Here is a 17,817-nt window from a genome sequence, read left to right as displayed (position 1 = left end):
AGTTCGGAAAGCATCAAGGCCGCGGCCGCCGATTCTTTTTCCCGCCCCATCACCGAACGAGTTTCCGACGCATGTCTGCCCCTAATGCCTTTTTCTCCGAAACGATCCTGCTGCTCGGCGGCGCCGTCGTCGCAGCTCCGATCTTCAAGAAGCTCGGGCTTGGCACCGTGCTCGGCTATCTCGCCGCCGGCGTGGTGATCGGGCCAGTTTTCCACGGCATTACCGATGGCGAGCAGATCCTTGGCGTCGCCGAACTCGGCGTCGTCTTCCTGCTATTCATCATCGGACTGGAGCTGAAACCATCACGCCTCTGGCAGATGCGCCGCGACATTTTCGGCCTCGGCACGGCGCAGGTGCTGCTGACGGGACTGGCGCTGACGGCGCTTGCCTATCTCTCCGGCGTGCTCGAATGGCGTGGCAGCATCGTTGCCGGCTTCGGTCTGGCGCTGTCCTCCACCGCCTTCGCCATGCAGATCCTCGAGGGTACCGGGGAAGTGAACACGAAATACGGGCAGCGCTCGTTCTCGGTGCTCCTGCTGCAGGATCTGGCGATCGTGCCGCTGCTGGCACTGATCACCGTGCTCGGTGGCGGCGGCAGCGAGGGCGGCGATCAGCCGTTCCTCGATTTCGGGATCGCAATCGGCGCGGTCGTGGCGATGATCGTCATGGGGCGCTATCTGCTGACGCCGCTGTTCCAGGTGATTGCGCGCACAGGCGCCCGCGAGGCGATGATTGCAGCCGCCCTTTTCGTCGTCATGGGGTCGGCGACGCTAATGCAGTTTGCGGGTCTCTCCATGGCGATGGGCGCCTTCCTCTCCGGCATCATGCTGGCGGAATCCTCCTACCGGCATGAGCTTGAGGCCGATATCGAGCCTTTCCGCGGCGTGCTGCTCGCTATCTTCTTCATCGCCGTCGGGCTCTCGCTGGAGCTCGAGGTGCTGGTCGACAATGCGCTGTTCATCGTCGCCGCCGTGCCCGTCATCATGGCGGTGAAGGCTGCCGTCATCTATGGGCTTTGCCGCGCCTCCGGCTCGCCGCACAACGACGCGATCCGTATCGCCTTCCTGCTGCCGCAGGGTGGCGAGTTCGGCTTCGTGCTGTTTACCGCCGCGGCGACCGCGGGCCTGATGCCATCGAGCACCGCTTCGCTGCTGGTCGCCATCGTGACGCTGACGATGGCGCTGACGCCGATCGGCTCGGCGCTTTCGAGGCGCCTGTTGACGGGCGACGAGCATGAGGAGTTGGACGAGGATTTCGTCGGCGCCGGTGCCGATGTGCTGATGGTCGGCTTCTCGCGTTTCGGCCAGATCGCCGCGCAGATCCTGCTTGCCGGTGGCCGCGACGTGACGGTCATCGACTTCTCCGCCGACCGTATCCGCCAGGCATCGTCCTTCGGCTTCCGCATCTATTTCGGCGACGGGACGCGCAAGGATGTGCTGCGCTCGGCGGGCATCGACAAAGCGAAGATCGTCGTCGTCTGTACGCAGAAGCGGGAGATTACCGACAAGGTGGTGGAGCTCGTTCAGGCCGATTATCCGCACGCAAAACTCTTCGTGCGCTCCTATGACCGCATCCACTCGATCGCGCTGCGCAATCAGAATGTCGATTACGAGCTGCGCGAAACGCTGGAATCCGGTCTGCTCTTCGGCCGCCGGACGCTGGAGGCTCTCGGTGTCGGCGAAGCGGAAGCCTATGAAATCGGCGAGGATATCCGCCGCCGCGACGAGGAGCGGCTGGTTCTGCAGGTCTCGGAAGGATTGCAGGCCGGGCGCGACATGCTGTTTTCGCATCCGGTGCGGCCGGAGCCGCTGGTCAAGCCGAAGCGCGCGATGGAGATGGATGAGGATCCCTTGGCCGGACCCGCTGACGTCACCGCTGACGCCTAAGCCTTGATGCGCGCCTCGAATTGCTGCTCGAGTGCGCGTTTCAGGTCGTCCTTGACGCCTGCGGACATGGCGAGCACTTCGCGGGCCTTGAGGAAATCCATGACGCCGGTGCGGCCGACCGTGGGGCGCAGGAAGATGTGCGGCGGCTGGATCTTCAGCTTCAGCGTGATCGCCGTCTGCATCATCAGCTGGCCGGAGCCGAAGATGCTCTCCATGCGGTTCGGGATATGGGTGCCGTCGCCTTCGGGGGCGCCGACGACATCGATGCCGATGACGATATCGGCAACATCCATCAGGCATTCATAGGGAACGGGATTGCTGATGCCGCCGTCGATCATGACGCGGTCGTTCATGCGCACGGGCATGAAGACGGCGGGGATCGAGGAGGACGCGGCAAGTGCCGGGAAAAGCTGGCCGTGATCGATGATGACCTCGCTCTGGCCGTAATAATCGGTGGTGATCACCTGCATGGGCACGAGCAGGTCTTCGAAGCGATCCGGCAGGTCTGCGGGCAGGAAGGCCTTGAGGATACGCTCCAGATTGAACTGGCCGATGCGGATGCCCTTGGCGACCGCATCGCGCACCGTCTGCGGGCGCAAGCCCCAGATGCGGCTGACGACGGCGGTCTTGTTGCCGACGGTCATCAGCGCGTGTTCGCGGATCGCCTCGCCGGTCATCCCGGCCGCCATGCCGGCGCCCATGATGGCGCCGATCGACGAGCCCGAGATCGCCACGGGGCGAATGCCGAGCTCATCCAGCGCTTCGATGACATGGATATGGGCAAGGCCGCGGGCACCGCCGCCGCCGAAGGCGACTGCGACGGTCGGCATGCCGCTGACGGGCGTCAGGCCATCCGTGGCAGGTATCACGCTATTCACAATACCTGCCTGCTGCACTGAACACTCCCGGTTTTCCGCCCTGCCTAAAGCGGCTGGTAGCGGAAGAAATGGACCTTGGTGTCGCCAAAGATCCTGTCTTCCAGGAAGACATAGGAAGGATCGACCGAAACGGCAACATCGGAGCGCTCTTCGAGAACCGCGATGGCGCCCGGCACCAGCCAGCCGCCCTTGGCGGCCGCTTCCATGGCCTTTTCGCCCAGACTCTTGCCATAGGGCGGGTCGGCGAAGAGCATGTTGAAGGGCTCGAGATTGCCGACCGTGCCGAGGTCCGTGGCATCACGCCGCAGGATGCGCGTGCGGCCGTGCAGACCGAGCGCATCGATATTTTCCCAGAGCAGGCCCCTGCCCTCGACGCTGTTTTCGACGAAGAGCGCATGACGGCAGCCGCGCGAGACGGCTTCGAGACCGACGGCGCCGGTACCGGCAAAGAGATCGAGTATCCGGGTGCCATCGACGCATTCCGGATAGGCATGGCTCAGAATGTTGAACAGGCTCTCACGCGTCCGGTCGGCAGTCGGCCGGATGTCGTTGGATTTAGGTACGGCGAGCGACCGTCCGCGAAACTCACCGCCGACGATCCGCACCGCGCGTCATTCCCTTTCCTTTTGGTCCACCACGCGACGGGCCGCCCGAAGGCTTGCCGCCGCCGGGCCGGTCGCCTTTCGGCTTGCCGGAGAAATTCTTTGCGCCACCCGGCTTCGCACCGAAGCTCTTGCCGCGCGGCTTGTCACCCTGGGGGCGGTCACCCTGCGGCTTGTCGCCGAACGCACGATCGCCGCGGGGACGCTCCGAGCGGGCTTCGCCGGAAGCGCTGCGGGCGGGACGCGGACGGTCACCGAAGGACCGGGGACGCTCGTCACCCTCTTCGCGCGGACGGCGGTCGCCGCGCGGCTTGCCGCCGAAAGGACGGTCGCCACGAGCGGGACGGTCACCGGCAGGACGCTCGCCGCGAGCCGGACGATCGCCATAGGGCCTGTCGCTGCGGGCCGGACGGTCGCCGAAGGAGCGCGTACGCTCGCCATCTTCACGGGGCTTTCGGTCGCCACGCGGCTTGTCGCCGAACGGGCGGTCGCCGCGAGCAGGACGGTCACCGCGAGCGGGACGATCACCGGCGGGGCGTTCACCGCGTTCGAAGCGCTCGCCGCGGGCCGGGCGATCACCACGCGCCGGACGGTCGCCGAAACCACGATCGGGACGGTCGCCGAAGGAGCGCTTGCGGCCGAAGCCTTCGCGGTCATCCTTGCCGCCAGCCGGGGTTTCGGTCGAGCGGATCCATTCGCCCTCTTCGTCGTGAGCGCGGTTGATCACCGTGCGCGGACGGTCGTTGTCGTAGCTCGACCCCTGCGGCTTGCCGGCATCAGGCCCCTCGCCACGGCGGCGGGCGGTCTTTTCGTTCTTGGCAGCCTTGGCCGCAGCCTTCTCGCCGAGCGGACGGGCGCCGGGCGCCATCCAGACATTGGCGTTGCGGCGGCTTCCGAGCGCCGGGCGCTTCGGACGATCGTCATCCTTGCGTCCGCCTTCGCGGCCACCGTCACGACGATCATCGCGGCGGTCGTCACGGCGATCGTCACGCTTGGTATCGAGGCGGCTCAGCGCGCGCTCGCGCTTGTCCCCGGGCTTCCAGGTGCGCTCGCGGCGTTCCGGCTTGGCGGGCGCCTCTTCCTCTTCTTCTGCAACAGCGGGGCTGTTGTTGTAGAGCGGCGCGTCGAAATTCGCCTTGGCGTCTTCGATCAGGCGCGGGCCGAGCTGATCGCGCAGCGTGCGGCCGCGCACTTCGATCACATGGCCTTCCGGCAGGTCGCCGAGCTGGAACGGACCGTAGGAGATGCGGATCAGGCGGTTGACGTCGAGACCGAGCGCGCCGAGGACGTTCTTGATTTCGCGGTTCTTGCCTTCGCGCAGGCCCATGGTGATCCAGACGTTGGAACCCTGGGTGCGGTCGAGCGTCGCGTCGATCGAGCCATAGAGCACGCCATCGACGGCAATGCCTTCCTTCAGCTTGTCGAGCGCATCCTGATCGATCTCGCCGTGGGCGCGCACGCGGTAGCGGCGCAGCCAGCCGGTCGTCGGCAGCTCGAGCGAACGGGCGAGACCGCCATCGTTCGTCAGCAGCAGCAGGCCTTCGGTATTGATATCGAGGCGGCCGATCGACATGACGCGCGGCAGTTCATCCGGCAGATTGTCGAATACGGTGGGGCGCCCTTCCGGATCGGAATTGGTGGTCACCAGGCCGGCCGGCTTGTGATAGAGCCAGAGGCGCGTGCGCTCGATGCCGCGGATCGGCACGCCGTCCACTTCGATCTTGTCCGTCAGCGTGACGTTGACGACGGGCGTTTCGAGCAGCTTGCCGTTCAGCGTGACGCGGCCTTCCATGATCATGCGCTCGATATCGCGGCGCGAGGCAACGCCTGCGCGCGCCATGACCTTGGAAATGCGTTCGGCCTTGGCGTCGCCTTCGGTTGCCGCAGCCTCTGCCTTCGGCGCGGCATTGCGTGCCGGCTTGCCTTCGGTTTTCGGACGCGTATCGCGCGCTGCGGGCTTGCCACCCGGCCGTTTTGGCTTGTCTTTGAATGTCATTTGTTGTTTGCCTGCCTTTTGGGGCTTCTCTATCAGGTCGTGCCCCTGCGGTTAAGTGGGAATTTGCCGGATCGTGAAGACAAATCGGTTTATGGAGATGGCGCTCGAGGAAGCGCGCGCTGCCGGTGAGCGTGGCGAGGTGCCGATCGGCGCCGTCGTGGTGCTTGATGGCGCCGTCGTTGGCCGCTCCGGAAACCGCACCCGCGAGCGCAACGACGTCACCGCCCATGCCGAGATTGCGGCGATCCGCATGGCCTGCGAGGAGCTTGGACAGGAGCGCCTGACCGGGGCCGATCTTTATGTTTCGCTGGAGCCCTGCACGATGTGCGCGGCGGCGATCTCCTTTGCCCGCATCCGGCGCCTCTATTACGGCGCCGAGGATCCGAAGGGCGGCGCAGTCGACAACGGCGTGCGCTTCTATGCGCAACCGACCTGCCATCATGCACCGGAGGTCTATTCGGGTTTGAACGAGACGGAGGCTGCGGATATCCTCAGGACGTTCTTTGCCGGAAAGCGGGAGACGCCATGAGCCTTGTCATTCTCGCCGTCATGATCGCGATCGGCGGCTTCGCCTATCTGCGCATCGCGCCCGGTACGAGCGCCATTCCAATGCAATGGTCCTTGCGGGGAGAGGTCAACTGGTCGGCGCCGCGGGCGGCCGCTTTCGCCTTCGTGCCGGGTCTTTCGGTCGCCATCTGCGCGATCTTTGCGGCCAGCGGGGTGATCGCGCTGTTCGCGATCACCGGCTCAGTTCTTCTGATCTGCCAGATCATCCACATTCTGCTTGTGCGCCGCTGGGCAGCGGCGCGGCAGATGTAAGCATCCGCTTACTGCAGCAGGTTCCACCACTGCTTGCCGGTGCCGGCGACAGCGGCATCCTTCTTGCGCTTCTTTTCCTTCTTGGCTTCCGGCTCACCAAGATCATCCAGCTTGGACGGGTCATCAGCCTGACGGTATTCGGTCGGCGGATCGGAGATGGAGCGGCGCTCAGTCACGGCGCCGCCGCCCTTCTGGGCGGCGCGGGCTTCGCGGAATGCCTGGGCCTGTTCGGCTGCGGTTTTCCGGCCGCCTTCGATGCCGTTCTTGGCAAGCGGCGAGACATAGGTCGAGCTGTCGGAATTCTCGTCAGCTTCCTTGACGAGACGGGCGCGGGTTTCCTCAGGGGATTCCGGCCACTGCGGATTGTCCTTGGTGGCGATCGTCGCCTGCGGCTCGACAAGGGTTTCCTTGGAAGCCTGTGCGGGCATGACCAGCGTCGGGCGCGGCTGATACTTGACGCCCTTGTTCTTCGGCTCCTGCGGAGCGAGCGATACGGACTGGCCGATATCGTCACCGAGCTGCGCCATTGCGCTCGTGCCGGTGCCGTAAGTGGGGCTCGTGCAGCCGGTAGCCATCGAGCCTGCCGCCATAACAACCGTGAGGCAGGCGCCTACACGGAACCAACGCGTCGCTAACATGAAAACCCTTCCAGCCATGCCGGTGCAATCATCGCCCAACCGGACATCCGTCCCCCTGACGTAAAAATCCGGCCATTTTCAGGCAGCTTTTACCGGATGAACCGCCAAAGAGCAATTCACCCGGCAATTTTCTTCAGGCTTTACAGTCCAAGCTCACGAAGCGCAGCGGCATCACGGGCGGAGACATCCGGATACTTCTCATCCGAGCCGACATCCTTGGTGATGCGCCAGGAACGGGCGCACTTGACGCCCTCTGCCAGCTTCGGTTCGACCGAAACGCCCGGAACTTCGGGCAGACGGAAGGCATCGGCAGAACCTTCGCCGCCATCGATCGCGATGTCGGAGGTGATGCAGATTTCCGAGAAATCCAGACCTTCGAGCGCAGCCTTCAGCTCCGCATCGGCGATATGAACGGCCGGGGCAGCTTCGAGCGACGAACCGATGCGCTTGTCCTTGCGCTCGATTTCGAGGGCGCCGGTGACGACCGAGCGGATGGCGCGGACCTTCTTCCACTTCTCGGCCAGCGCCTCGTTCTTCCAGTCAGCCGGGATTGCCGGGAACTGTTCGAGGTGGACCGAGACGGCCGACGGATTGCGCGACAGCCAGGCCTCTTCCGTCGTGAACGGCAGCATCGGCGCCAGCCATGTCACCATGCAATCGAAGATCATGCGGATGACATAGAGTGCAGAACGGCGGCGCAGGCTCGACGGCGCGTCGCAATAGAGCGCGTCCTTGCGGATGTCGAAGTAGAAGGCCGAGAGCTCGACATTCGAGAAGTCGATCAGCGCGCGGGCGATCTTCTTGAAATCGAAGGCATCGTAGTTTTCGCGGACGACCTGGTCGAGCTCGGCCAGGCGGTGCAGCATCAGCTGTTCCAGCTCCGGCAGATCGGCAAGCGCGATCGTCTCGCCCTTGTCGTGCGCCAGGGTGCCGAGCATCCAGCGGATGGTGTTGCGCAGCTTTCTGTAGGCATCGACGTTGGTCTGGATGATGGTCTTGCCGACGCGCAGGTCGTCTGCATAGTCCGACGTCATGACCCAGAGGCGCAGGATATCGGCGCCGGCATCCTTCATGACTTCCTGCGGGGAGGTCACGTTGCCCTTCGACTTCGACATCTTCTCGCCCTTCTCGTCCATGGTAAAGCCATGGGTGAGAACGGCGTTGTAAGGCGCGCGGCCGCGGGTGGCAGCGGATTCCAGCAGCGAGGAATGGAACCAGCCGCGATGCTGGTCGGAGCCTTCGAGATAGAGATCGGCCGGCCACTTCAGGTCCGGGCGGTCTTCCAGCGTGAAGGTGTGGGTCGAGCCCGAGTCGAACCAGACGTCGAGAATGTCCATGACCTGCTTCCACTGGGCCGGATCATGCTCGTTGCCGAGGAAGCGTTCCTTGGCGCCTTCGGCGAACCAGGCATCGGCGCCTTCCGCATCGAAAGCATCGAGGATGCGCTGGTTGACGGCATCGTCCTTCAGCACTTCGCCCTGCTCGTCGACGAAGACGCAGATCGGAACGCCCCAGGCGCGCTGACGCGACAGGACCCAATCCGGGCGCTGCTCGATCATGGCGCGCAGGCGGTTCTGGCCGGCGGCCGGAACGAAGCGGGTGTCGTCGATCGCCTTCAGGGCGCGGGTGCGCAGCGTCGTGCCGTCCTTCAGGTCCTTGTCCATATAGACGAACCACTGCGGCGTGTTGCGGAAGATGACCGGCTTCTTGGAGCGCCAGGAATGCGGATACTGGTGCTTCAGGCGGCCGCGGGCAAAGAGCGCGCTGCGCTCGATCAGCGCCTTGATGACGCGGTCGTTGGCATCGCCCTTCTTGCCGTTGTCATCGATGACGCGGGCACCTTCGAAGCCGGGCGCATCGGCGGTGTAGAAGCCGCCATCATCGACCGGGAACGGGATCTTCGTGTCGATGCCGCGAGCATCGAGCTCGCGGACCGACGAGGTCCAGACGTCGAAGTCTTCGCGGCCGTGGGACGGCGCGGTGTGGACGAAACCGGTACCGGCATCATCGGTGACGTGGTCGCCATCGAGAAGCGGGACACCGAATTCGTAGCCACCGCCCTGGCCCTTCAGCGGATGGGCGCAGGTGATGCCGCTCAGAACGCCTGAGGGAACGGACGCTAGCCGCTTGTATTGAAGCTTAGCTTTTGTAAACGACTCTTCCGCAAGCTTATCCGCGAAAATCAGCTTCTCACCCGGTTGCGGACCGAAGTCATTTTCGGCGGCGACAACTTCATAGAGTCCATACGACACACGGGCCGAATATGCGATTGCCCGATTGCCGGGGATCGTCCAAGGCGTAGTCGTCCAGATAACCACAAAGGCCTCTTCAAGTGCCTTGCGCATCTTCTCAGCGTCTGCAAAAGCGGCATCCATCGAAGCGTAACTCTGCTCAGGACTTTGAGCCAGCTTCGCTTCTGTCACCGGGAACTTCACCCAGATCGTGTCGCTTTCGTAGTCGTGATACTCGACTTCGGCTTCCGCCAGCGCCGTGCGCTCGACGACCGACCACATGATCGGCTTGGAGCCGCGGTAGAGCTGGCCCGACTTGGCGATCTTCAGCAGCTCGCCGGCGATTCGGCTTTCCGCGTGGAAGTTCATCGTCAGGTAGGGATTTTCGAAATCGCCGATGATGCCGAGGCGCTGGAACTCGCTGCCCTGGATGCCGATCCACTTTTCGGCATAGGCGCGGCATTCGCGGCGGAACTCGATCATTGCGGCCGGCTCGGTCAGGTCAGGCTTGGCCTTGCCCTTGGCGCGGTAGTTCTCTTCCTCGATCTTCCACTCGATCGGCAGGCCGTGGCAGTCCCAGCCCGGAACATAGTTGGAGTCGAAACCGCGCATCTGGAACGAGCGGGTGATGACGTCCTTGAGGATCTTGTTCAGCGCGTGGCCGATATGGATGTTGCCGTTGGCATAGGGCGGGCCGTCGTGGAGCACGAACTTCTCGCGGCCGGCGGCCGAAGCACGCAGCTTCTTGTAGAGGTTCATCTGCTGCCACTTGGCAACGATTTCCGGCTCCTTCTGCGGCAGACCGGCGCGCATCGGGAAGTCGGTTTCGGGCAGATAGAGGGTCTTCGAGTAGTCGATCTTTTCGGCTGTGTCGGTCATGTCTGGCAATCGTTTCTGGCGGCCTCAAAGGGCGCAACGGATGTGGAATTGTTGGTGACGGAAGCGCTTGCTCGACAAGCGCCAAAAACCCGGACCTTCCGGCCGCTCAGCGCGCGCGGAAGGCCGGGCCGATAATTCGTATCGCAATCGCCAGCCGGAATTTACTCATCGGGCCGGTTCATAGGCGCTTTTGCGGGGAAAAGGAAGAGGCCGGATGGCGCGATTGAAGTTTTGGCCAAGTGCGCATATATTTGAGGGCACTTGGCGCGGAGCAGCATCATGGCCAGCATCTCATCAGCATCGAAAGATCATTCTGCGCAGGCTCTCGTGCAGACGGCGGCCGGCGGAACCTTGCCGCGGTTTGACGGCCGCTCGGTAGAAAGACTGAAGGAGTTCGGCTTCTCGATGGACGAGATCTACCGCTTCGTTGCCCCTCGCCGCACGCTTGCGCGCCGGGTCGAGAAGGGCGAGCCGCTGACGCTGGCGGAAAACGACAGTGCCCAGCGTATCCTCCGCATCAGCGAGCTGGCCGACAAGGTTTTCGGCGAACACGAGAAGGCTCAGCGCTGGCTGCGCAAGGCCAACCGTTCGCTGAACGGCGTCGTGCCGATCGATCTTCTTGAATCGGAAACGGGTGCACGGCTCGTAGAAGAAGCAATTCTGCGCATCGACCACGGGATTTATATCTGACCGTGTATCTCTGGCGGATCTCCAATCATGTGGATCTTAGCGGGTGCGGTGGGCTGCTGGCTTCCGGCCGGTGGCACAAGACAGGACATCCGGTTGTTTATTGCGCCGATCATCCGTCAACAGCGCTGCTGGAAATCCTGGTTCACGTGGATCTGGAAGATCTGCCGTTGCATTACAAGCTGCTGAAGATCGCCTGTCCGGACGGGCTGCCGTCGATGCGTATCGGCGACAATGACGTTGATACCGCCGATCTCGCGGCGACACAGGCGCTGGGCACCTCGCTGCTGGAGGCAGGAAATACCTGTCTGATCGAGGTTCCGAGCGTGGTCATGCCGCAGGCACGCAATGTCCTGATCAACCCGAAACATCCGGCTGCCGACGGCATCGCTATCGAGACGACCTTCGATTATCCCTTCGATAGCCGCCTTCTGCGATAGCAGGCGGCACGAGGCCGCCTGCTATCGATTGTTCAAGCTCTCACAACCGCCTTCGCAGGCGTCACCACATTCACCACGACAGCGACCAGGATATTCACCACCAGGGCCAGGAGGCCGATGTAGATGGTGAAGGAGGTCTCTCCGAGCGTGATCGGCTGGAGTGGTTTCAGACCGTTGATCCAGACGAGGAACGTGCCGCCGAAGAAGCCGACGAACCAGCCGGCGAGCAGGCCGGGGGCGCGGAACCAGTTGGTGTAGAGGCCGAAAACCAGCGCCGGGAGCGTCTGCAGGATCCAGATGCCGCCGAGGAGCTGCAGGTCGAGGGCGAACTGCGTCGGCAGGAAGAGGATGACGAGCAGAGCGCCGATCTTGACGACCAGCGAGGTGATCTTGGCGACCTTCGCCTCGCCCGCATCGCTGACCTCTGGATTGACGTAGGCCTTCCAGAAATTGCGGGTGAAGAGGTTGGCGGCGCCGATGCTCATGACGGCCGCAGGCACGAGCGCGCCGATGGCGATCGCCGCGAAGGCAAAGCCTGCGAACCAGCTGGAAAACAGCGTCTCGAACAGAGCCGGGACGACGTCATTCGGGCTTTCCAGCTGCAGGTTTGCGGCGTGGCCCATATAGCCGAGCAGCGCCAGCAGGCCGAGGAGCAAAGTATAGGCCGGCAGCAGCACTGCGTTCTTGCGGATGGTATTGCCGCTGTTGGAGGCGAAGATGCCGGTCAGCGTGTGCGGATACATGAAGGCCGCGAGCGCCGACCCGAGCGCCAGCGTCGCATAGGCGACATACTGGTTGCCGCCGAGCAGGAGGTTGCCGGAGCCCTTGGCCTGGAAGGCGGCATCCGCCGAGGCGAAGACATTGGCATAGCCGCCGAGCTTCGAGGGGATCAACGCCACGGCCGCGATCACCACGACATAGATCATGATGTCCTTGACGAAGGCGATCAGCGCCGGGGCGCGCAGGCCCGCCGAATAGGTGTAGAGCGCCAGCACGATGAAGGCGATGGCGAGCGGCAGTTCGCCATGCAGGCCGAGCGCCTTCAAGACCGCGGTCATGCCGACGAGCTGCAGGGCGATATAGGGCATGGTGGCGATGACGCCGGTTGCGGCGACCGCGAGCTCCAGGCCGCGCGAGCCATACTGGCCGTGAACGACGTCACCCGCCGTCACATAGCCGAAGTCCTTGGCACGCTTCCAGAGAACCGGCATCACCATGAAGACGAAGGGATAGACGACGATCGTGTAGGGTAGCGCGAAGAAGCCGTAGGCGCCGACCGTATAGACGAGTGCCGGAACGGCGATGACCGTGTAGGCGGTGTAGAAATCGCCGCCCACCAGGAACCAGGTGATCCAGGTGCCGAAGGAGCGGCCGCCGAGACCCCATTCGTCGATATGGGCAAGGGTTTCCGGCTTGCGCCAGCGGGCTGCGACAAAGCCCATGACGGTGACGAGGATGAAGAAGAAGATGAAGACGCTGAGCGCCGTACCGTTGATCTCAGTCGTCATTGCGCATGCTCCGATAGGCGATCCAGGTCAGGAACGCGGTGATCGGCACCCATGCGAGCTGGTACCAGTAGAAGAACGGAAAGCCGAAGAGAGCCGGCTCACGGAAATTGTAGAAGGGCACCCAGAGGAGCCCGATATAGGGAATGACGAGCAGCCAGCAGGCCGCTGTTCCAAACCTTTTATCCATGTTGAGATTGCCTTTCATTGCTGTGGGGGCGCAGCGAATCCGCGTCATATGACAGTTCAGACATATACCCCTCAGGCATCGGGACAAGCGTATTTGCCATGAAACCGCCATTTTTGGCGGAGGGCGGCGACAAGCAAAAATTATCGTGGCACTGTCGAAATGCCGACAGCTCGCACGTCCTTGGAGTGCAGCACGGGTTTTGCCGCGCTGGCATTCCATTCGATCCACAGGGAGTGAAGTGGATATGAGCAGTTCCTATCGTTGGGTCATCGTCGCCGCCGGCGCCCTGATGACATGCGTTGCGCTCGGCGCAATGTTTTCTCTCGCCATCTTTCAGACGCCGATCGCCACCGATACCGGCTGGTCGCATACCGGCATTGCCAGCGCCATGACGCTGAACTTCATCGTCATGGGCGTCGGCGGCTTCATGTGGGGCGCTTTGAGCGACCGCTTCGGCCCCCGCCCCGTCGTGCTGATCGGGGCGCTGCTTCTCGGGCTGGCGCTGGTTCTCGCCAGCCGGGCGGGATCGCTGATGCAGTTTCAATTGACCTACGGCGTCCTCGTCGGGATTTCGGCGAGCGCCTTCTTCGCGCCGATGATCGCATCGACGACCGAGTGGTTCGAGGAGAACCGCGGGCTGGCGGTGTCGCTGGTTTCGGCGGGCATGGGCGTTGCGCCGATGACGATCTCGCCGCTCGCCCGGGCGCTGATCTCGGCATACGACTGGCGCACGGCGATGCTGGTCATCGGCATCGGCGCCTGGGTCCTGCTGATCCCGGCCGCTTTGCTCGTACGCCGCGCGCCCTCTCCGGCGAGCGACACAGGCACGCTGGAAGCAGCAGGCGGCGAACGCCCGGCGCTCGGCAAGATCTTCCGCTCGCCGCAGTTCTTGGTGCTCGGCGGTACGTTCTTTGCCTGCTGCGCGGCCCATTCCGGGCCGATCTTCCATATGGTGAGCTACGCGACGATCTGCGGCGTGGCGCCGATGGCGGCGGTCAGCATCTACAGCGTCGAGGGCCTTGCGGGTCTCGGCGGGCGCCTGCTCTACGGCAGCCTAGCGGACAAGTTCGGCGTCAAGCCGGTACTGGTTGCCGGGCTTCTGGTGCAGGCGGCGGCGCTGGCGACCTATCTGGCGGTGAGCGAGCTCGGGCAGTTCTACGCGCTCGCCGTGATCTTCGGCAGCGCCTATGGCGGGGTCATGCCGCTCTATGCGGTGCTGGCGCGCGAGTATTTCGGGCCGAAGGTGATCGGCACGGTGTTCGGGGCCGCGACGATGCTGTCGAGCATCGGCATGGCCTTCGGACCGCTGATCGGCGGCTGGATTTTCGATACCTACCAGAACTATTCGTGGCTGTTCATCGGCTCGGCGCTGGTGGGGCTCGGTGCGGCGGCTATCGCGCTCGCGTTTCCGCCGTTGCCGCGGGGGAAGCAGGCGCCGGCGTTGGGTGCCGCCTAGGCCAACATACAGGGCTTGGCCCCCTCATCCGCCCTTCGGGCACCCTCTCCCCGAGGGGAGAAGGGAAGTGCGGCGCACGGGGCTACACGGCAAAGGTTCAGATAAAGCAGATCAGCCGGTCGAGTTCGCCGAGTGGCTGGACACCTGAGAGCAGTGCCCTCGCCTCTTCCTCGTCGCGCTTGATCTGGGCGACGAGCGGGTCGAGGCCGTCGAATTTCAGTTCCGGCCGGAGGTATCCGAAGAAGGAGACCGAACAGATCTGGCCGTAGAGATCGCCGCTGAAATCGAAGACGTAGGTTTCGAGCAGCGGCGCGCCGTTCTCGGTGACCGTCGGGCGGCGGCCGTAGCTGGCGACGGCATCGTGGAGCGTGCCGTTCTGCAGGCGGAAGCGGACCGCATAGATTCCGGAGGCGAGTTCGGCCTCGGGCGGCAGCTGCATGTTGGCTGTCGGGAAGCCGAGCTGGCGGCCGAGCTTTTCGCCGCCGATGATTTCCGCCTCGACCGTATAGTGATAGCCGAGCAGGGCAGCAGCCTCGCTGACATCGCCATCCTTCAGCAGCGCGCGGATGCGGCTCGACGAGACGACATCGGCATTCTCGTCACGGAAGGCATCGATCAGGGTGACGCCGAAGCCGTATTTCTGGCCGGCATCCATCAGGAAGGCAGGGCCGCCTTCGCGGCCCTTGCCGAAATGGAAATCGACACCGGTCACGACCTCGGAGGCGCCGAGCCAATCCTTGAGAATGCCGTGGATGAAATCGTCAGGGGACCGCTGCGAGAATTCACGATCGAAGGGATATTCGATGACGGCGCCGAAGCCGAGGGCTTCGAGGATACGGGCCTTGAGAGGTGCCGGCGTGATGCGGAAAACCGGGCTATCCGGCCGGAAGACCGTGCGCGGATGCGGCTCGAAGGTGAGTACCAGCGCCGGGACGCCGCGTGCTTTGGCAATTTCCAGCGCCCGCGTCAGCACCGACTGGTGGCCGCGATGGACGCCGTCGAAATTGCCGATGGCAATGACGCCGCCTCTCAGATGGGATGGCAGCGGTTCGCGGGTTTCATTGCGGTGAAAGACGGTCATCGGCAGGGCTTCTTCTTATGCGAGGCGTGGCATCCACCACTTCGGCGCGGCCTTCTCACGCTCGAGATAGGCGTGCAGGATGGCTTCATCCGTTTCGCCGTTCAGCGTGTATTCCTTCGCGTGGATACCGCCGCTGATATAGAGAAGGTCGAGGCCGTAATCGAGGGCGCCGCGCACATCCGTCGGCATTCCGTCGCCGATTGCGAGGATACGGCTCTTCGGGAAATCGCCGCGCAGTTCCTTGGCGGTCTCGAGCACGGCGTCATAGATCGGCGTGTGCGGCTTGCCGGCAATGCGGGTCGAACCGCCGAGCTGGTTGTAGTAGGCAGCCATGGCGCCGGCGCAGGGGATCATCTTGTGGCCGCGCTCGACGACCAGATCAGGATTGGCGCAGATCATCGGCACGTCGCGCGACTGAAACTCCTTGAGCATCTCCGTATAGTCTTCCGGCACCTCCTTCTCGTCATCGAAGAAGCCGGTGCAGACGACGGACTCTGCTTCCTTGGCATCGACGCGCTCGACGCCGAGGCCCTCGATGATGGCGATGTCGCGCTCGGGGCCGAGCAGGAAGACCTTCTTCGGGCCTTCGGCGATCAGGCCGCGGGTGACGTCACCGGAGGTGATGATGCGATCGTAAGCGCCGTCCTGAATGCCGATATGGCGCAGCTGATCGACGACCAGCGGGGCGATGCGCGGGGAATTGGTGATGAGGACGACCGTCAGCCCCTCGCCGCGTGCGGCTTCCAGTGCGGCGGCTGCCTTCGGAAAGGGATCGACGCCATTGTGGAGCACGCCCCAGACATCGCAGAACACCGCGTCATACTGGCTGGTGATTTCCGCAAAACTTCCGATGCGCTTGGCCATTCCGATATCCCGTTTGCTTTTCAATCAGGCGTGACATTGCAAAGGCCCGGCGGGATGGCAAGGTTTTTTCGGCCTCACGGCGCAAAAACAGGAGCGCGCCGCTAGAGAAGCAGCTCGACGCCGCGCACGGCGAGACCGGCGACAGCGGCAAAGCCGAGGATGCTGACCATGCCGAGCTTGAAGCGGAAGAGCATGACGCAGGCGGCAACGAAAATCAGTGCTGCGGCGACGTTCAGCGTGCTCCAGACCGGCCAGGCGAGGCTGACGAGCGGAAGGCCGGTGGCGCGCGACAACAGCGCGATATTGCCGACATCGGCAAAGAGCACGTGAAGACCGAACCAGAGCGCCAGATTGAGGATGACGCCGACGACGGCAGCGGTAATCGCCGAGAGCGCTGCCGACAAGATCTTGTTCTGGCGAAGCTTCTCGACGAAGGGAGCGCCGGCGAAGATCCAGACGAAGCTCGGCACGAAGGTGGCCCATGCCGCGAGGCTGGCGCCGATCACGCCGCCGAACAACGGGTCGATGCCGAGCGCATTGCGGAACCCGGCCATGAAGCCGACGAAACAGAGGACGAGGACCAGCGGCCCCGGCGTCGTCTCGGCCAGTGCCAGCCCGTCCAGCATCTCGCCGGGGCGCAGCCAGGCATAGTGCTCGACCGCTATCTGCGCGACATAGGAGAGAACGGCATAGGCGCCGCCGAAGGTGACGACGGCCATCTTAGAGAAGAAGACGAAGACGGCGGCAAAGACGTTGGTCTCGCCGCTCAGCGCCTCGGCGATGAGATCGGACGGCGCGTGCAATCCGCGAACGATCAACAGCGGGAACTGCCAGACGAGGACCCAGAAGGCGAGGATCAGGAACGGCCTGGCGATATGGCGGCTGGTCAGTCCCGACAGCATTCCCGCCGACGCCGGAGCCTCGACAGGCGCCACACCCTCCGCCTTTCGCCTGCGCCGCTCGACGACGAAGCCGGCGATGCCTGCGGCGAGGACCACGAGCGGGAATGGCAGATTGAGCAGGAAGAGCGCCACGAAGGAGGCGGCCGCCACATAATAATGAAAGCGCGATTTCAATGCACGGCCGGCGACCCGCATCAGCGCCTCGATGACAACAGCGAGCACGGCGGCTTTCAGGCCGAAGAACAGCGCCAGCAGCCATTCGGCATTCTGGAAATAGGCGTAAAGACCGGAGAGCACGAGGATGACGAGAAAGCCCGGCATGATGAAGAGCAGGCCGGCAGCGATGCCGCCGCGAACGCCATGCATCAGCCAGCCGATATAGGTGGCGAGCTGCTGAGCCTCCGGGCCGGGCAGAAGCATGCAATAGTTAAGGGCGTGCAGGAAACGGTCTTCGGAAATCCAGCGTTTTTCCTCGACCACCGTCTTGTGCATCAGGGCGATCTGGCCGGCGGGGCCGCCGAAGCTCAGGCAGCCGATGCGGGCCCAGACGGCAAAAGCCTCGGAAAAAGCGGGCCGCGGCATGGGTTCGGCAACCACGTCAGACAAATCCCCCACCCTCTCCACAATTCCGGCGCAAAAATCCGCGAAGGCTTTCCTTGACTCTTTCTGGAGCCATCCCTAAATGCACGGCGTCTAGCACTCCTCATTGGAGAGTGCTAACACTCATCCATGTGGGCCACCCCGGTCCGCGAATGTCATTTGA

At 63.7% G+C, this 17,817-nt stretch carries 16 protein-coding genes; 6 read left to right on the top strand and 10 right to left on the bottom strand.

The features are described from left to right. The first annotated feature begins 71 nt into the window (after window positions 1-71). Window positions 72-1,886: a monovalent cation:proton antiporter-2 (CPA2) family protein gene (locus tag ACEN84_RS12900; protein ID WP_413711063.1), complete on the top strand. Its 1,815-nt coding sequence runs from the start codon at window positions 72-74 to the stop codon at window positions 1,884-1,886. Here the strand turns inward: ACEN84_RS12900 and ACEN84_RS12895 are convergent. From ACEN84_RS12895 to ACEN84_RS12885, 3 genes are all read right to left on the bottom strand, one after another. Then, window positions 1,883-2,716, bottom strand: coding sequence for a patatin-like phospholipase family protein (locus tag ACEN84_RS12895; protein WP_413711300.1), 834 nt, complete (start codon window positions 2,714-2,716; stop codon window positions 1,883-1,885). The genes ACEN84_RS12900 and ACEN84_RS12895 overlap by 4 nt on opposite strands. 92 nt (window positions 2,717-2,808) lie before the next feature. Then, on the bottom strand, window positions 2,809-3,369 hold the full coding sequence (gene rsmD / locus ACEN84_RS12890) for a 16S rRNA (guanine(966)-N(2))-methyltransferase RsmD (protein ID WP_413711062.1): 561 nt from the start codon (window positions 3,367-3,369) through the stop codon (window positions 2,809-2,811). Then, window positions 3,350-5,362: a pseudouridine synthase gene (locus tag ACEN84_RS12885; RefSeq protein ID WP_413711061.1), complete on the bottom strand. Its 2,013-nt coding sequence runs from the start codon at window positions 5,360-5,362 to the stop codon at window positions 3,350-3,352. The genes rsmD and ACEN84_RS12885 overlap by 20 nt, the downstream gene beginning before the upstream one ends. 91 nt (window positions 5,363-5,453) lie before the next feature. Between ACEN84_RS12885 and ACEN84_RS12880 the strand changes: the two genes are divergently transcribed. Both ACEN84_RS12880 and ACEN84_RS12875 read left to right on the top strand, forming a co-directional pair. After that, window positions 5,454-5,891 (top strand): nucleoside deaminase, encoded by a 438-nt coding sequence (locus tag ACEN84_RS12880; protein WP_112713015.1) that lies wholly within the window; start codon window positions 5,454-5,456, stop codon window positions 5,889-5,891. Next, entirely contained in the window at window positions 5,888-6,181 is a 294-nt protein-coding gene (locus ACEN84_RS12875; protein WP_413711060.1) for a hypothetical protein, read from the top strand. The genes ACEN84_RS12880 and ACEN84_RS12875 overlap by 4 nt, the downstream gene beginning before the upstream one ends. A gap of 8 nt (window positions 6,182-6,189) precedes the next feature. On the opposite strand, the gene ACEN84_RS12870 is transcribed toward ACEN84_RS12875, so the two are convergent. Both ACEN84_RS12870 and ileS read right to left on the bottom strand, forming a co-directional pair. Next, a complete protein-coding gene (locus ACEN84_RS12870) occupies window positions 6,190-6,819 on the bottom strand; it encodes a hypothetical protein (protein ID WP_112713019.1) in 630 nt (209 codons plus the stop codon). A gap of 140 nt (window positions 6,820-6,959) precedes the next feature. Then, window positions 6,960-9,929, bottom strand: a complete 2,970-nt coding sequence (gene ileS / locus ACEN84_RS12865) for an isoleucine--tRNA ligase (protein ID WP_413711059.1) — start codon at window positions 9,927-9,929, stop codon at window positions 6,960-6,962. A gap of 279 nt (window positions 9,930-10,208) precedes the next feature. Here ileS and ACEN84_RS12860 point away from each other — a divergent pair, with 279 nt between their 5' ends. Next, the gene (locus ACEN84_RS12860) at window positions 10,209-10,619 is read left to right on the top strand and encodes an antitoxin Xre/MbcA/ParS toxin-binding domain-containing protein (RefSeq protein WP_413711058.1); all 411 of its coding nucleotides are present in this window, start codon (window positions 10,209-10,211) and stop codon (window positions 10,617-10,619) included. Window positions 10,620-10,621: 2 nt separating this feature from the next. Continuing rightward, the gene (locus ACEN84_RS12855; RefSeq protein ID WP_413711057.1) at window positions 10,622-11,056 is read left to right on the top strand and encodes an RES family NAD+ phosphorylase; all 435 of its coding nucleotides are present in this window, start codon (window positions 10,622-10,624) and stop codon (window positions 11,054-11,056) included. Window positions 11,057-11,088: 32 nt separating this feature from the next. Here ACEN84_RS12855 and mctP read toward each other — a convergent pair whose 3' ends face one another. Further along, window positions 11,089-12,564, bottom strand: coding sequence for a monocarboxylate uptake permease MctP (mctP, locus tag ACEN84_RS12850; RefSeq protein ID WP_413711056.1), 1,476 nt, complete (start codon window positions 12,562-12,564; stop codon window positions 11,089-11,091). Then, window positions 12,554-12,751, bottom strand: a complete 198-nt coding sequence (locus tag ACEN84_RS12845; RefSeq protein ID WP_112713029.1) for a DUF3311 domain-containing protein — start codon at window positions 12,749-12,751, stop codon at window positions 12,554-12,556. The genes mctP and ACEN84_RS12845 overlap by 11 nt, the downstream gene beginning before the upstream one ends. 244 nt (window positions 12,752-12,995) lie before the next feature. Between ACEN84_RS12845 and ACEN84_RS12840 the strand changes: the two genes are divergently transcribed. Beyond that, on the top strand, window positions 12,996-14,207 hold the full coding sequence (locus ACEN84_RS12840) for an MFS transporter (protein WP_413711055.1): 1,212 nt from the start codon (window positions 12,996-12,998) through the stop codon (window positions 14,205-14,207). Between the two features lie 97 nt (window positions 14,208-14,304). Here ACEN84_RS12840 and ACEN84_RS12835 read toward each other — a convergent pair whose 3' ends face one another. The 3 genes from ACEN84_RS12835 to chrA form a co-directional block, all read right to left on the bottom strand. Next, a complete protein-coding gene (locus ACEN84_RS12835; protein ID WP_413711054.1) occupies window positions 14,305-15,288 on the bottom strand; it encodes a bifunctional riboflavin kinase/FAD synthetase in 984 nt (327 codons plus the stop codon). A gap of 15 nt (window positions 15,289-15,303) precedes the next feature. Beyond that, window positions 15,304-16,152 carry a TIGR01459 family HAD-type hydrolase gene (locus tag ACEN84_RS12830; protein ID WP_413711053.1) on the bottom strand — a complete coding sequence of 283 codons (849 nt, stop codon included), beginning with the start codon at window positions 16,150-16,152 and terminating at the stop codon, window positions 15,304-15,306. Between the two features lie 101 nt (window positions 16,153-16,253). Further along, on the bottom strand, window positions 16,254-17,636 hold the full coding sequence (chrA, locus tag ACEN84_RS12825) for a chromate efflux transporter (RefSeq protein ID WP_413711299.1): 1,383 nt from the start codon (window positions 17,634-17,636) through the stop codon (window positions 16,254-16,256). Between the last annotated feature and the right edge of the window lie 181 nt (window positions 17,637-17,817).

The organism is Rhizobium sp. Rhizsp82 (genome assembly GCF_047325115.1).
In the GTDB taxonomy this organism is placed as follows: domain Bacteria; phylum Pseudomonadota; class Alphaproteobacteria; order Rhizobiales; family Rhizobiaceae; genus Rhizobium.
Note: the sequence above shows the minus strand (reverse complement) of the source record. Positions and strands in the feature narration are given on the sequence as shown.

Excerpts from the sequence above, each read along its gene's own strand:
- ACEN84_RS12900 (WP_413711063.1), top strand. The coding sequence starts at position 72 with ATGTCTGCCCCTAATGCCTTTTTCTCCGAAACGATCCTGCTGCTCGGC.
- ACEN84_RS12895 (WP_413711300.1), bottom strand. The coding sequence starts at position 2,716 with ATGCCGACCGTCGCAGTCGCCTTCGGCGGCGGCGGTGCCCGCGGCCTT.
- ACEN84_RS12885 (WP_413711061.1), bottom strand. The coding sequence starts at position 5,362 with ATGACATTCAAAGACAAGCCAAAACGGCCGGGTGGCAAGCCCGCAGCG.
- ACEN84_RS12880 (WP_112713015.1), top strand. The coding sequence starts at position 5,454 with ATGGAGATGGCGCTCGAGGAAGCGCGCGCTGCCGGTGAGCGTGGCGAG.
- ACEN84_RS12875 (WP_413711060.1), top strand. The coding sequence starts at position 5,888 with ATGAGCCTTGTCATTCTCGCCGTCATGATCGCGATCGGCGGCTTCGCC.
- ACEN84_RS12870 (WP_112713019.1), bottom strand. The coding sequence starts at position 6,819 with ATGTTAGCGACGCGTTGGTTCCGTGTAGGCGCCTGCCTCACGGTTGTT.
- ileS (WP_413711059.1), bottom strand. The coding sequence starts at position 9,929 with ATGACCGACACAGCCGAAAAGATCGACTACTCGAAGACCCTCTATCTG.
- ACEN84_RS12860 (WP_413711058.1), top strand. The coding sequence starts at position 10,209 with ATGGCCAGCATCTCATCAGCATCGAAAGATCATTCTGCGCAGGCTCTC.
- mctP (WP_413711056.1), bottom strand. The coding sequence starts at position 12,564 with ATGACGACTGAGATCAACGGTACGGCGCTCAGCGTCTTCATCTTCTTC.
- ACEN84_RS12845 (WP_112713029.1), bottom strand. The coding sequence starts at position 12,751 with ATGGATAAAAGGTTTGGAACAGCGGCCTGCTGGCTGCTCGTCATTCCC.
- ACEN84_RS12840 (WP_413711055.1), top strand. The coding sequence starts at position 12,996 with ATGAGCAGTTCCTATCGTTGGGTCATCGTCGCCGCCGGCGCCCTGATG.
- ACEN84_RS12835 (WP_413711054.1), bottom strand. The coding sequence starts at position 15,288 with ATGACCGTCTTTCACCGCAATGAAACCCGCGAACCGCTGCCATCCCAT.
- ACEN84_RS12830 (WP_413711053.1), bottom strand. The coding sequence starts at position 16,152 with ATGGCCAAGCGCATCGGAAGTTTTGCGGAAATCACCAGCCAGTATGAC.
- chrA (WP_413711299.1), bottom strand. The coding sequence starts at position 17,636 with ATGCCGCGGCCCGCTTTTTCCGAGGCTTTTGCCGTCTGGGCCCGCATC.